The 12,359-nt window shown below is 68.6% G+C and carries 13 protein-coding genes; 7 read left to right on the forward strand and 6 right to left on the reverse strand.

Features of this window, described 5'->3' with window-relative positions; genetic code table 11:
* Window positions 1-8: 8 nt before the first annotated feature.
* Window positions 9-1,151: a hypothetical protein gene (locus ACW171_RS10085; RefSeq protein ID WP_492093043.1), complete on the reverse strand. Its 1,143-nt coding sequence runs from the start codon at window positions 1,149-1,151 to the stop codon at window positions 9-11.
* Between the two features lie 40 nt (window positions 1,152-1,191).
* Between ACW171_RS10085 and recQ the strand changes: the two genes are divergently transcribed.
* The 3 genes from recQ (at window position 1,192) to ACW171_RS10100 (ending at window position 4,552) form a co-directional block, all read left to right on the forward strand.
* Window positions 1,192-3,057, forward strand: coding sequence for a DNA helicase RecQ (recQ, locus tag ACW171_RS10090; protein WP_492093044.1), 1,866 nt, complete (start codon window positions 1,192-1,194; stop codon window positions 3,055-3,057).
* Window positions 3,058-3,218: 161 nt separating this feature from the next.
* Complete coding sequence (locus ACW171_RS10095; protein ID WP_492093045.1) at window positions 3,219-3,839, forward strand: hypothetical protein; 621 nt, start codon at window positions 3,219-3,221, stop codon at window positions 3,837-3,839.
* Between the two features lie 206 nt (window positions 3,840-4,045).
* Complete coding sequence (locus tag ACW171_RS10100) at window positions 4,046-4,552, forward strand: L,D-transpeptidase (RefSeq protein WP_492093046.1); 507 nt, start codon at window positions 4,046-4,048, stop codon at window positions 4,550-4,552.
* Window positions 4,553-4,918: 366 nt separating this feature from the next.
* Here ACW171_RS10100 and ACW171_RS10105 read toward each other — a convergent pair whose 3' ends face one another.
* Both ACW171_RS10105 and ACW171_RS10110 read right to left on the reverse strand, forming a co-directional pair.
* Window positions 4,919-5,452 carry a phosphoribosyltransferase gene (locus tag ACW171_RS10105; protein WP_492093047.1) on the reverse strand — a complete coding sequence of 178 codons (534 nt, stop codon included), beginning with the start codon at window positions 5,450-5,452 and terminating at the stop codon, window positions 4,919-4,921.
* Entirely contained in the window at window positions 5,445-6,404 is a 960-nt protein-coding gene (locus ACW171_RS10110) for an MJ0042-type zinc finger domain-containing protein (RefSeq protein WP_492093048.1), read from the reverse strand. Before ACW171_RS10110 ends, ACW171_RS10105 begins: the two co-directional genes overlap by 8 nt.
* 77 nt (window positions 6,405-6,481) lie before the next feature.
* Here ACW171_RS10110 and ACW171_RS10115 point away from each other — a divergent pair, with 77 nt between their 5' ends.
* Genes ACW171_RS10115 through ACW171_RS10130 form a run of 4 tightly spaced genes read left to right on the forward strand, consistent with a single transcriptional unit; the run spans window position 6,482 to window position 9,467 of the window.
* Window positions 6,482-7,192, forward strand: coding sequence for a cell division ATP-binding protein FtsE (locus ACW171_RS10115; RefSeq protein WP_492093049.1), 711 nt, complete (start codon window positions 6,482-6,484; stop codon window positions 7,190-7,192).
* Window positions 7,189-8,127 carry a cell division protein FtsX gene (locus ACW171_RS10120; protein ID WP_492093050.1) on the forward strand — a complete coding sequence of 313 codons (939 nt, stop codon included), beginning with the start codon at window positions 7,189-7,191 and terminating at the stop codon, window positions 8,125-8,127. Before ACW171_RS10115 ends, ACW171_RS10120 begins: the two co-directional genes overlap by 4 nt.
* Before the next feature lie 9 nt (window positions 8,128-8,136).
* Window positions 8,137-8,760, forward strand: a complete 624-nt coding sequence (locus tag ACW171_RS10125; RefSeq protein ID WP_492093051.1) for a YdcF family protein — start codon at window positions 8,137-8,139, stop codon at window positions 8,758-8,760.
* Entirely contained in the window at window positions 8,757-9,467 is a 711-nt protein-coding gene (locus tag ACW171_RS10130; RefSeq protein WP_492093052.1) for a lysophospholipid acyltransferase family protein, read from the forward strand. The genes ACW171_RS10125 and ACW171_RS10130 overlap by 4 nt, the downstream gene beginning before the upstream one ends.
* Here ACW171_RS10130 and hisC read toward each other — a convergent pair.
* The 3 genes from hisC to ACW171_RS10145 are packed head-to-tail and all read right to left on the reverse strand — an operon-like array spanning window position 9,464 to window position 12,324.
* Complete coding sequence (gene hisC, locus ACW171_RS10135; protein WP_492093053.1) at window positions 9,464-10,555, reverse strand: histidinol-phosphate transaminase; 1,092 nt, start codon at window positions 10,553-10,555, stop codon at window positions 9,464-9,466. The two genes, ACW171_RS10130 and hisC, sit on opposite strands and share 4 nt — an antisense overlap.
* A 12-nt stretch (window positions 10,556-10,567) precedes the next feature.
* Entirely contained in the window at window positions 10,568-11,275 is a 708-nt protein-coding gene (locus ACW171_RS10140) for a hypothetical protein (RefSeq protein WP_492093054.1), read from the reverse strand.
* Complete coding sequence (locus ACW171_RS10145) at window positions 11,275-12,324, reverse strand: DUF2125 domain-containing protein (RefSeq protein WP_492093055.1); 1,050 nt, start codon at window positions 12,322-12,324, stop codon at window positions 11,275-11,277. The genes ACW171_RS10140 and ACW171_RS10145 overlap by 1 nt, the downstream gene beginning before the upstream one ends.
* Window positions 12,325-12,359: the final 35 nt, after the last annotated feature.

Consider the following 12,359-nt stretch of genomic DNA (forward strand, 5'->3'; position numbering starts at 1 on the left):
TGACGGGCTTAGTTGGTATCCCTGTAAGTCACCGTCGGCATTCTGAACGGGAGCCTCAGGCCTTCGCTCGCTGACCCGAGCAACGCCTGTTGAGCGGCCCGCCTGATCTCCCCAAGCTCGTGGAGGACATCGCGTGGCGACCAGTCGCTCCGGACCGGCGTCTCAGTCGCCAGCGATCGACGCAAAGCCCCCACCGCCTCCAGGTCGGAGGTCCAGACAAAGCCGCCCGGCTCTGCATCCATGATCGTCTGCGCCGAGCCGGATGCAGGTGTGGTGAAGTCCTGCAGCAGCCAAAGGCTGCATTCCGCCGCGTTCATGTCGTCCGCTCGAACGAGACCCGCGCGGGCGCCCTTACCCAATCCTCCCAGGCTGACGTTCTCGAGGATGTAGTCGAGCCACCGGAGACGAATAGCGTTGTAGAAATCCCATTGCTGATACCGCTTGACCAGTTCCCGTCTGAGCCGGGTTGCGAGGCCAAAGCTGGGAAAGGTCGACCAGTAGGCCTGCATAATCTGGTCCTCTTCTCGAACCGGATGCAGCCAGCGTTGAATCTCCGGCTCATGGCTCGTTACCGCAGCGGGCGCCCGCGAAGAGACCGGCGGCAGAGCGATGACGTAGGGTTCCATCGAGTAGTTCGACTGTTGTCCAATGGCTCCGGCTCGACCGCCGAAGATAATGTCACACGCGAAGAACGGCGCGGTCAGATCCGCGTAGGGAGTCCACAGAGAACGTCCGCCGCTTTTCATCTGCCGTCCGACAGTCTCGAAAAAATCGTCCTCGATGAAGACGTCCGGTCTTAGACGAAGAACAAAATCTGACGGATCGACATCCGCAAGTCCTGCATCCAGGCTACGAACCTGATGAAAGAAGTGTCCCGGCGACGTCAGCTCAGGCTCATCGATCACGACAAGCCGCTCCACGGCCTCCGGAACGGCCGCCGCGAGCGACGCCGCGAGATCCGCTTGATTTGTCCAGACCACCCAGATCGCAGCTTGCAGATGTCCGGCCCGGCGCGCCCTCGCCAAACGCACCAAAAGAGCCTTGGCGCAGGCGATATGGCGAATCTGACCGCAAACGACGACGTGCATGTCGTCGTCTATATCGCTTTGCCGAGCGGCCTCCACCCAGCCGCACTGTTTATCCGCCAGCATACCGGATGACACCCCGGAACGGATCGGGCACAAACCGCCGATGCTCGCCGACTCACCCACCTCCCCGCCCGGCCTAGACGCCGCGCGGCAGACGCTCGAACGCGTGTGGGGCCACGCCGACTTCCGGGGGCTTCAGGCCCAGGTGGTGACCGAGATCATGGCCGGGCGCGACGTGCTCGCGGTCCTGCCGACCGGCGGCGGCAAGTCGGTCTGCTATCAGATCCCCGCCATCCTGCGGCCCGGTCTCGGCCTCGTCATCTCGCCCCTGATCGCCCTGATGACCGATCAGGTCGAGGCGCTGAAACAGCAGGGGGTGGCGGCCGCCCGCCTCGATTCCGGCCTGTCGCTGGATGAGCGCACAAACGTCCTGCGCGCCGCCCGAGCGGGCGAACTAGATCTGCTCTACGTCTCGCCCGAAGGCCTGGCCTCGGGTGCCCTGACCGACCGGCTGCGCGACCTGCCCCTGTCGCTGATCGCCATCGACGAAGCCCACTGCGTCTCGCAATGGGGCCACGACTTCCGCCCCGACTACCGGACGCTGGGCCGGCTCGGCGAACTCTTCCCGGGCGTGCCCCGCATCGCCGTCACCGCCACCGCCGACGCCCGCACACGCGACGACATCCTCGCCTCGCTGCATCTGGAATACGCCGCCGTCTTCGTCGACAGCTTCGCCCGCCCGAACCTGCAGCTCTCGGCCATCCGCAAGGAAAGCGCCTCGCGCGCGAAGACCGACGCCCACGTCATCGAACTGGTCCAGGCCCGCCGCGGCCAGTCGGGCGTCGTCTATTGCGGCTCCCGCGACGGCTGCGAGCGCGTCGCCGACGCCCTCAAGGCCGCCGGCTCGAACGGCATCGCCTATCACGCCGGCATGTCGGGGCCTGAGCGCGACCGCCGCCTCGAACGCTTCCTGGCCGAGGACGGCGCCGTCATGGTCGCCACCATCGCCTTCGGCATGGGGGTCGACAAGGCCGATGTCCGCTTCGTCATCCACGCCGATCCACCGGGCAGCCTTGAGGCCTATTGGCAGGAGATCGGCCGGGCGGGGCGCGACGGCGAACCGGCCGAGGGCATCACCCTGTATGGTCCGTCCGACATCGCCTGGACCCTGAAGCGGCTCGACGGCCGCCCGATGGCCGAGGAGGTCAAATCGGTCCAGACGCGCAAGGCCCGCCAGCTGTTCGCCATGCTGGACGGCGCCACCTGTCGGCCCCAGGCGGTGCGTCGCTATTTCGGAGAGACGGACGCCGGCCCCTGCGGCGTCTGCGACATCTGCTCGGACCCGCCGGCCCTCTATGACGCCACCGTCCCGGCCCAGAAGGCGCTGGCGGCGGTCCAGCGTCTGGGCGGCCGTTTCGGCAAGACCCGGATCGTCGATCACCTGTTGGGCAAGACCAGGGATGTCCAGCCGTGGGAGTCAGACCTCTCCACCTGGGGCATCGGCAAGGACGTCGCGGCGACCGGATGGCGTGACATCCTCGACCACCTGATGTTCGAGGGCCTGCTGCTGGAAGACCCCAATGACGGCAAGCCTCTGGTCGGCCTCGGCGACCCGGAACGCGTCCGCGCCGTCTATCGCGGCGAGACCGCCGTCGAGGTCCGCCGCAGCCCGCCGGGCATGGACGCCGGTCGCGCCACGCCGCGTCGTGCGAAGAACGACCGCAACGCCGCCGTCGAGGCCCTGGACGCCGACGTCCGCGCCCGCTTCGAGGGGCTACGCGCCTGGCGCCGGGACCGCGCCTCGGAGCAGCACGTCCCGCCCTATGTCATCTTCCAGGACAAGACCCTGCTGGAGATCGCGCAGAGGGAGCCGGGATCGCTCGAGGCGCTCGCCGCCATCTCGGGCGTGGGCCAGTCGAAGATCGACCGCTACGGCAAGGGCGTGCTGGAGGCCTTGGGCGCAATGTGATCCCAAGGTTAAGCTCGGGCGGTAGACAGTCGAAAATGGTTAATATAACCGTGATCAAGCGGAGTGCCGATCTCCCTTCAGGGTTCGCCTGGGAGGAGAAAGGGAAAGTCTCGCAGCGATTTGAAATGGTAGCTGACTGAATGGATCCGATCACTTCAATCATGACCGCCATGCTGATCTCAGGCGCCGCAGCGCCGGCGGACGGCCATGGTTGTACCGAGGCGCCGCATTACGGCAATGTGCCGTGCGCGTGCACACGCGTCGTCGACTTCTACGGCCCGTGGACGGGCGGCGGCGCAGGCTGGCCGGGACCGGGGGGCTGGGGCCCGCCGATCAACAATCCGGGACCCGCCATTCGCGTCTCGTCGCCGGGCGTTCGGGTGATCGGCCGTCCGATCAACGTCGCCGGCCCGACGATCTATATCGCCGGACCTCCGGTCTATGTCGATGCGCCGCCGATCCGCATCGCCCCGGCCCAGATCTACGTCCAGCGTCCAGAGGTCCATGTCCGTCCGTCGGAAATCATGGTCGAGCCGCCGGAAGTCCACTTCTCGGACTGCGCCGACGGCACGGTCTGCACGCCTGTGACTGGCGTCAGCGGTGTCCCCATGGCGGCCCACGAGACTGCGCCGCCGCCGATGGGCGAATCCGTCGTGCTTTCGTCGAGGGTGCCGGCACTCGCTCCGCCGCCGGTGATCGAACCCGTTGCGCCTTCGTCAGGCATGCAGTCCCCCCCTCCGCCGCGCGTTCCGGTCTATCCTCCGAAGCAGGATCGAAACTGACTGTGACGGCCGAGGCCTGCGTTCGGACGACAGCGCCGACGGGTCGCCCACCCCAATGGAGCCGTATGCTCCGGCGAGGGGTCGGCGCTGCCGGACTGGCTCTTGGGCTCACCTTCGCCGTTTCCTCCACGGCGGCCGCGCGACAGCCCGCGGCACCGGGTCAGGCGGAGGCCGTCGAACGGGGGGCCTCGCCCGCCGTTCAGCAATTGAAGTCATGGGTTCTGGAGACCGGCGACAATCAGGGCCTGCCGTTTGTCCTCATCGACAAGATCAACGCCCAGGTCTTCGCCTTCAGCCGCGACGGGCTGTTGCTGGGAACCACACCTGTCCTTCTGGGTCTGGCGCGAGGAGACATCGCACCGCCCGGGATCGGCGATCGCCCCCTGTCCGCCATCACGCCGGATGAACGCATCACGCCGTCGGGGCGGTTTGTCGCCTCGATCGGCGAGAACCTGAGTGGGAAAAGTATACTCTGGATAGACTATGCCGGTGCGCTCTCGCTGCATCCCGTCGTGACGGGGCGGCCGGCTGATCGTCGTCTGCAGCGCCTGACCACGCCGACCTCGGAGGACAACCGTATCTCCTACGGGTGCGTGAACGTCCCGGCCGCCTTCTTCGCGGAGATCATCGCACCGACCTTCAGAGGCACGGTTGGGATCGTCTACATACTGCCTGAGACCCTCTCGATCGCGGAAGTCTTCCCCGGGGCCTGACGGGTTTTTCAGGACGACGGATCGACCGGCGAGGCCCGGCTGCAGCTCGCTATAGCGAAGGACGCTCTACCTCGCCGGCAGCGTCAGGCCCGTTTGACGCGGTGCGTTTACGACGACCGGTCCGAGTTTCAGGTTTCCGCTCAGCTTCTCGGAGAGCCGCGAACTTGGCAAAGGATCGTCGAAATTGGTCAGTTGTTTCAATGACCCGCCGCGATTTAAACCTCTACTCTTGGCGCCCCTCAAAACCGTGAGACACTGTCCCTCGGTCTTTGACATCGCAATCCCAGGGGCTGCCCCAGAGCGAACGCTTCGCACGCTTCGGACGCTTCGGACGGTGTTTTTCAGTCCGCCGAAGCCGATCCGCTGTCAATCCAGAGCGCAGATGTCCGGCAGCCCCCGCAAGGCTCCGGCGTGGTCCAGGCCGTACCCCACCAGGAACCGGTTCGGCGCTTCCCAGCCGACGAAGTCCGGCTCGGGCGCACGGGGCTCGGGCCAGGGCTTCCTCGCGAAGACGCAGGTAAGGACCTCGGCCGCCCCCGCCTCTTTCGCATGACGCACCGCCTCGGCCAGCGACAGACCGGTGTCGAAGACGTCGTCGAGGATCAGAACCTTCCGCCCCTCGAGCGAGCGCTGGAACGGAGCATGGACGTCGATCCGGCCCCGGCTCGACTGTTCATCGCCGTAGGAGGCCAGCCACAGGGCGTCGAACCGGACATGTCGCCCTATCCGCGACAGGGCCCGCGTCAGATCGGCCGCGAACCACAGGCCGCCGGTCAACAGGACGGCCGCGACCGTCTCATCGTCGGTGACGGGGGCGATCCGTTCGGCGAGTTCAGCGACGATGCGCGCGACCTCGGCTTCGGGGAGAAGGACGGTGGGCGTCGGGGAAGCTTCAGCCATGCGAGGCGGATACCGCCCCGGACCCATGGCTGTCGATAGGCGCGTGCCCCGCAGCCGGAGCATGGGCCGGTTCGTGCGAAGGCTCGGCGTGGACCGGCGCCGCATCGATGGGTGCGTCATGGGTCGTCGTGGCCTGCTCGATCAAGGCGGGACGAAGGCCGTGGTCGTCGGCTTCCGGCAGCGGGCGGGCGTGGGCGGCAGGCGTGGCAGGGTCGTCGCCATGGCCCTCGCCATGAGCGGCGCCAGCGTCCCCGGCCTTGGCGAAGTCGACGCCGACATCGACGCCGTGCGCGCCCGGATCGCGGATCAGAGCCGCGAAGCCCTGGACCCCGCCGGGCAGAACCGGAGCGCCGTGCAACTCGATCAGGGCGTGACCGACCTCGGCGCCGTGGGCGTCCAGCAGGGCGACGCGGATCGGCGGGGCGACGATCTCACGATCGCGAACGTTCCTGAGGGCGCCCGACACCATCACCATGTCCGGACGATCGGCGACGGCCTTGGCGGTGATCGCCTCGAACTCCAGCCCGACTGCATTCACGGGGGTCCCCACCATGGCGTAGGCGGCGGCGGCGCGGGGATAGAGCTCAACGACCTCGACCCGGAACAACCATCCGGCGGCCAAGAGCCCCACGAACATGCTGGCCAGGCCCGCCCACACGGCTCCGTGGGTCGCGGCGCGGCGCAGGCGGCGCTGCTGCTCGGCACGGGCGCGGAAGGCCTTGGGCAGTTCGGGCGCGGGGGTCTCGGGCGAGACCGGAGGCGCCTCCTCGAACGACCGGGGCTCGGGCGTCGGCGTCGGCGCGCTCTCGGCCGTCAGCTCCAGCGGTTCGTCGGTGGGCATCCCGTGCCAAACGTGGGCGCAGGACTGGCAGCGGACCTTGCGGCCGGCAGGCGGAATCGCGCCGTCGGGGGCGAAATAGCTGGTGGCGCAGGACGGGCAGGTCAGTATCATGGTCGCTGACTGCGAGGCCGCTCGCCGGCCCCCTCCTGTCGGAACGCGACGCGCTCCGGTCCATACGAAAAAATCAGATGCCTCAGTCGCCCCGTCGCGCCGCCGAATCCGCGCCTTCGCCCGAAACCGTCCGCCTGTCGGCGGTCGGGTTCGGCTATGCCGATTCGCCCGACGTGCTGCGGGACGTTAACCTCATCCTGCCGCGTGGCTCTTTCCACTTCCTTACCGGCGCGTCGGGAGCGGGAAAGTCTTCTCTTTTGCGGCTTCTGACCCTCGCCGATCGCCCGACCGAAGGCCGGATCAGCCTGTTCGGCCAGGACGTCACCGAAGTCACCGCCCGCGAGCGCCCGGAGTGGCGTCGACGAATGGGTGTGGTCTTCCAGGACTTTCGCCTGCTGGATCATCTCAGCGTCTTCGACAACGCCGCCCTGTCTCTCAGGGTCCGGGGCGGCAAACGCGCGGACCATGCCGCCGACGTCGAAGAGATGCTGGCCTGGGTCGGGCTCGCCGAGCGCGCCCACGCCCTGCCCACGACCCTGTCCGGGGGCGAAAAGCAGCGGCTCGCCATCGCCCGCGCCGTCATGGCCAAGCCCGACCTCATCCTGGCCGACGAACCGACTGGCAGCGTCGATCCGGCCATGGCGGACAGGCTGCTGAAACTGTTCCAGGCCCTGAACAGATTGGGCGCCACGGTCCTGATCGCCAGCCACGACGAGGATCTGGCCAGACGCTCCGGCGCGCGCCGACTGGTCCTGCAGAACGGCCGAATCTCGGGGGCCGGCGCATGATCCGCTGGTCCACCTTTTTCGGGCCCGGATCTGCCAAGCCGCCTCGCCCGGCGCGCCCGGAGACCGGCCTCCTTCCCCGTGATGCGGCCGGAGAGCGCTGGCTGGCCGCCGTGATCGCCGTGCTCTGCTTCCTCGCCAGCATTGCCGCCGTCGGCGCGGCCGCGGCCGATCGTGCGGCCCACGGCTGGGCCCACGAACTCAGGGCCGAGGCCACGGTCCAGGTCCGCCCGCGTGTCGGGGAAAGCGGCGACACCGCCGCCGCTCGCGCCGCCGAGACACTGGCCGGGGTCAACGGTGTGTCCGAGGCCGCCGCCATGGACCGCGAGACCGCCGAAAAACTGCTGCGTCCCTGGATGGGCGAGGCCGTTCTGGCCGATCTGCCCCTGCCCTTCCTCGTCACCGTGCGGCTGGATCCCGACGCCCCCGCCAGCGCCCTGACCCTCGGCCGCGCCCTGGCCGAGGCGGGTCTGGACGCCACCGTCGACGACCACAGCCTGTGGCGCGGCGAGGTCGAGCGGTCGGCGATGCTGATCACCGTCCTGGCGCTCGCCGCCTTCCTGACCACCGCCTTCGCGGCCGGGGCGGCCATCATCTACGCCGTCCGCGCCGGTATCGAGGCGAGGCGCTCCGTGATCGAGACCCTCAGCCTGTCCGGCGCTACCGACGCCTCCATCGTCTGGCTGTTCCAACGTCGCTATGCCTTGCTCGCCCTTGTGGCCGGCGCCGCCGGATCGGTCGCAGCCATCGCCCTTCTGGCTCTCCTGCGTTTCCTCGGCGGATCGGATGGCCTGACCCCCGCCCTGCCCGTGGCCTGGGCCGATATTCTGATGCTCTCGCCATGTCCGCTCTTGGCCGCTACGGTAGCGCTTGCTGCGGCGCACCTAAGCGCCCGCAGGGAGATGGCGAGACTTGGCGCGACCCAGGTCGGCGGCTAGAGATTAGCTATGAAGTTTCTGGCGCTTGTGGGCATCGTGGCCCTGATCTGGCTGGTGGGGCTGTTCGCCTTCGCCGACCGGGTGCGCAACTTCACGCCGGCGCCGGAGCCGGAGCGCGCCGACGGCATCGTCGCCCTGACCGGGCCCTCGGCCGAGCGGGTCAACGCCGCCATCCGTCTGCTGGAACAGGACAAGGGCGAGCGGGTGCTGATCTCGGGCGTCAACCGCGAGGTCCGCCGCCAGGAATTGCGTGAACTGACCCCCGGCTCGACCCGCCTGTTCAACTGCTGCGTCGACCTGGGCTTCGAGGCCGAAACGACGACCGGCAACGCCCAGGAGATCGCCGCCTGGGCCCGCGCCAAGGGCTACGACCACCTGATCGTCGTCACTTCGGACTACCACATGCCCCGTTCGCTGATGGAGATCCGCGGCGCCGCCCCGGACCTTGAGCTGACGCCCTACGCTGTCTCGACGCCGTCGCTGGACAACTCGGGCTGGTGGCGGGCGGCGGTGACGGCGCGGCGGATGACGCTGGAGTACGTCAAATACCTCGCCGTCCTGGGCCGCGAGACCCTGCACAAGATCACCGGCGGAGACCAACCGTCGGCCGAGAAGGAAGCCGTTTCCGCGTGAAGAACCTGCGTACCTTCTTGTTCGTCGTCTGGTTCTATCTGTCGATGGCCGCAGTCGCTGTGGGCCTGTCGCCGGCGCTGTTGATGGGCCATCGCCAGGCCATGGGCGTGGTTCACATCTGGGCTCGGACGGCTCTGTGGGGCTATCGCTGCATCGCGGGCGTGAAGGTTCGGACGCTGGGGACGGAGAATGTCCCGACCGGGGGCGCCCTCGTCGCCTCCAAGCATCAGGGCCTGCTGGACTTCGTGGCCCTGATCGCCGTCCTGCCGGACCCCTGCTTCGTCTTGAAGAAGGAGCTGACGCACATGCCCTTCCTAGGCTGGTTCGGGGTCAAGACGAAGATGATCGCGGTGGACCGGGACGGTCACGCCAAGGCGCTGAAGGACATGGTGCGCCAGGCCCGCGACCGTCTGGCCGAGGGCCGCCAGGTCATCATCTTCCCCGAAGGCACCCGGGCCGAGGTCGGCGCGGTGCCCGAGTACAAGCCCGGCATCGCCGCCCTCTATCGCGATCTGGAGACGCCCTGCATCCCCGTGGCCACCGATTCCGGCGTCTGGTGGCCGGCGAAGGGGACGATCCCTCAGGGCGTGGCCACATTTGAATTCCTTGAGCCGATCCCCGCCGGGCTGAAGCGCGGCCCCTTCATGGTCGAGCTGGAGCAGCGGATCGAGACGGCCTCGACCGCGCTGCTCCAAGCGCCTGACTAGGTCGCCGCGAACTCGCTCAGCGCATCGATCACCGCGCGGTTCTGGTCCTCGGTGCCGACGGTGATGCGCAGGCCGTCGTGGATGCCGTAGCCGCCGACCGGGCGGACGATGATCCCCTTGGAGTTCAGGTAGTCGTTGGCGGCGGCCGCGTTGCGCTTCTCGTCCCTGAACAGGATCAGGACGAAGTTACCGGCCGAGGGCAGGACTTCGAAGCCGAAGCCCCGGATGGCCTGGGTCAGGCGCGGGCGCCAGGTCTGGACCAGGTCGCGCGAGGCCTTCTGGTGCGCCTCGTCGCCGATGGCGGCGGTGGCGGCGTCCAGGCCCGGGACCGAGACGTTGAACGGCAGGCGGATGCGGTCAACGGCCTCGGCCACCGCGATCGGCGCGTAGCCGAAGCCGATGCGCAGGCCGCCCAGGCCGTGGATCTTGGAGAAGGTTCGCGTGACGACGATGTTCGCCGCGTCCTTGGCCAGCGGGAAGGCGGTTTCCCAGTCGGCCTCGGCCACGAACTCGGCATAGGCTTCGTCCACCACCAGGATGACATGGGCCGGAAGAGCCTCGTGCAGGCGGCGGATTTCCTCGCCGGTGTTGTAGCTGCCGGTCGGGTTCGACGGGTTGGAGACGTAGACGATCTTGGTCCGCTCATCGACCTGTTCGAGCAGGGCGTCGACCTCGGCCTTGTAGCCGGGCTCGGGCGCCAGCTTGACCTGGGCCTCGCAGGCCATGGCGGAGATGCGGTAGGCGAGGAAGCCGTATTGGCCGCAGACGATGTTGTCGCCCGCCGTCAGATAGGCCTGGTTCAGCAGGGCGAAGACCTCGTCCGACCCGTTGCCGAAGATCAGCCGCTCGGGCTCCAGACCGTGATGCTCGGCGACGGCGGTGCGCAGCTTTGTGGCGCGACCGTCGGGATAGATGTGGATGTTCTTGATCGCCGCCTCATAGGCCTCGCGCGCCTTCTGGCCGGCGCCCAGGGCGTTCTCGTTCGACGACAGCTTCATCGGCTCGGCGATGCCGACGATCGACGACTTGCCGCCGACATAGGGGGCGATGTCAAGGATGCCGGGCTTGGGCGCGGGGGCTTCGGTCATGGAATGTCTCGTTCAGAACAGGGGAGCTGAGCCGATCACGCCGGACAGCGAACCGGGCGCATCGTTCAGCCGCCCGTCTTCGGCCTGCACATAGCCCGCCAGCATGAACAGCTTCAAGCCGCTGGCCGCAGCCAGCGGCGCGCCGACGAAGCCGCAGGACGCTAGGGCCTCGACGATCCGGCCGTCAGACAGGCCGGAATCGGTAACCCAGAAGGTCCGGTCTTTGCCCGTCGGGCCGGTGGCGGAGGCAGCGACCATCAGGGTCGAAGGAAGGCCGTTGTCGTCGTCGGGCAGTGCAGCGATGACGCGCAGGTCCGGCCGGGCCAGCAGCTTGCCCCACCACGGACGTCCGGTGGCGAGATCGATCAGGGCGCGAGCGCCGGTCGCGGCCCGGGCAAGGGCGGCTTCGGGATCGGCGACGGCCTGGGCCGACAGACCGAACCGGTCGGCGGCGAGCAACTGGGCGGCCGGTCCTGCGACGACCATGGCGGCCCCGGTGCGCGCCTCGATCCGACCCCAGAGGGCGCGGAGCATGGCGGATTGATGCACGTCATAACTTTCGGCCAGCAGGGCGCGCAGGGCCAGGGTCGAGGCATCGGGCGCGGGATCGGACCCGGCCGCCAGCCGATCGGTCAGGGCCTCGATCAGGGCCTGGTCGAGCACCAGCCGGTCGTTGTCGACCCTGGGCTCCTCCAGCAGCGCGCCGTGCCTCCTCGCCATCAGAACAGCTTGGGCGCCGGGACGATGGCGAAGGGGCCGAGGAAGGTTCGGCCGTCGCGGAACGTCAGCTGCAGCGTCATGTCGTCATCGCCCCGGACGGCGGTCGCAGCGGCGGCCCCGGCGGCGCCCATGCGGTTGACCGAGCCCGACCCGGACTGGGCCAGACCGGCGATGGCGGCCATCGGCTTCACAGCCTGCAGCGAGACGGTCCCCTGCAGGCGTCCGTCAGGCGAGGCTGACAACACGTCGCTGGACAGGGTCGCGCGGCTTTCGCCCGCCGACAGCTCGCCGCGCACGGCGGTGAAGCGCCCGCCTGCGCGGGTCCAGGCGGCGAAGATTCCGGCGGAGTCCGCACCCTGAAGCTGGTCCGCGTCTTCGATGACGGTTTCGATCTGGGCGGTCAGCCTGCCGTTGCGCGCCATGCCCTCGACCGGGCCGCCGGGACGACCTTCGGCATCGATCAGGCGGAACAGGACATCGACGCTGGTGTCCACGCCGGGCGACCCGGCCGGAGCGAGGTGGGGCCGGACATAGAGCTCGACCCTCTCGGCGCGCGAGATCGGGAAGACCTCGGCACCCTGGTGCGAAGTGAACTCGGGCCGGGCCAGCTCGACGGCGATATTGGGCCAGCGCTGGGTCAAGCCGTGGACGCTGGCGCGGATCGCCTGTCCGCGCACGGCGACCTTGCCCTTGCCCGGCCGGGTCAGGACCAGACCGTCGCCGACGATCAGCACCCATTTGTCGGGGTTCCAGGCATTGGCCTCGGCCGCCAGGTCAGGCGCGGCGACGGCCAGTCCCGACGGCGCAGTGACCGAAACATTCTCCGCCCCCAGCCGCACGCGGAACGGCCAGCCCGAGGTGCTCATGCCGGTATAGGCCACGTCCCAGCCGCCGGCGCGCATGGCCTCAACCCGCTGGTCCAGCTGGGTGCGGACCTGGCCGGCCAGCACGAACCACCAGATCGACCAGCCGATCAGGGCGATGAGAAACAGGCCGATCGGCGCGAACAGACCGGAGCGCTTGTGGCGGGGCGGCGATGCGTCGGTCATGCGGTCCTTGGGCGAGCGAGCGGAGAAGGGAGTAG

The sequence above is a fragment of the Brevundimonas sp. FV1ye28 genome (genome assembly GCF_058681135.1).

What these genes read in the sequence shown, in the direction of transcription:
- ACW171_RS10085 (WP_492093043.1), bottom strand. Translation starts at nt 1,151, where the DNA reads ATGCTGGCGGATAAACAGTGCGGCTGGGTGGAGGCCGCTCGGCAAAGC.
- recQ (WP_492093044.1), top strand. Translation starts at nt 1,192, where the DNA reads ATGCTCGCCGACTCACCCACCTCCCCGCCCGGCCTAGACGCCGCGCGG.
- ACW171_RS10095 (WP_492093045.1), top strand. Translation starts at nt 3,219, where the DNA reads ATGACCGCCATGCTGATCTCAGGCGCCGCAGCGCCGGCGGACGGCCAT.
- ACW171_RS10105 (WP_492093047.1), bottom strand. Translation starts at nt 5,452, where the DNA reads ATGGCTGAAGCTTCCCCGACGCCCACCGTCCTTCTCCCCGAAGCCGAG.
- ACW171_RS10110 (WP_492093048.1), bottom strand. Translation starts at nt 6,404, where the DNA reads ATGATACTGACCTGCCCGTCCTGCGCCACCAGCTATTTCGCCCCCGAC.
- ACW171_RS10115 (WP_492093049.1), top strand. Translation starts at nt 6,482, where the DNA reads ATGCCTCAGTCGCCCCGTCGCGCCGCCGAATCCGCGCCTTCGCCCGAA.
- ACW171_RS10120 (WP_492093050.1), top strand. Translation starts at nt 7,189, where the DNA reads ATGATCCGCTGGTCCACCTTTTTCGGGCCCGGATCTGCCAAGCCGCCT.
- ACW171_RS10125 (WP_492093051.1), top strand. Translation starts at nt 8,137, where the DNA reads ATGAAGTTTCTGGCGCTTGTGGGCATCGTGGCCCTGATCTGGCTGGTG.
- hisC (WP_492093053.1), bottom strand. Translation starts at nt 10,555, where the DNA reads ATGACCGAAGCCCCCGCGCCCAAGCCCGGCATCCTTGACATCGCCCCC.
- ACW171_RS10140 (WP_492093054.1), bottom strand. Translation starts at nt 11,275, where the DNA reads ATGGCGAGGAGGCACGGCGCGCTGCTGGAGGAGCCCAGGGTCGACAAC.
- ACW171_RS10145 (WP_492093055.1), bottom strand. Translation starts at nt 12,324, where the DNA reads ATGACCGACGCATCGCCGCCCCGCCACAAGCGCTCCGGTCTGTTCGCG.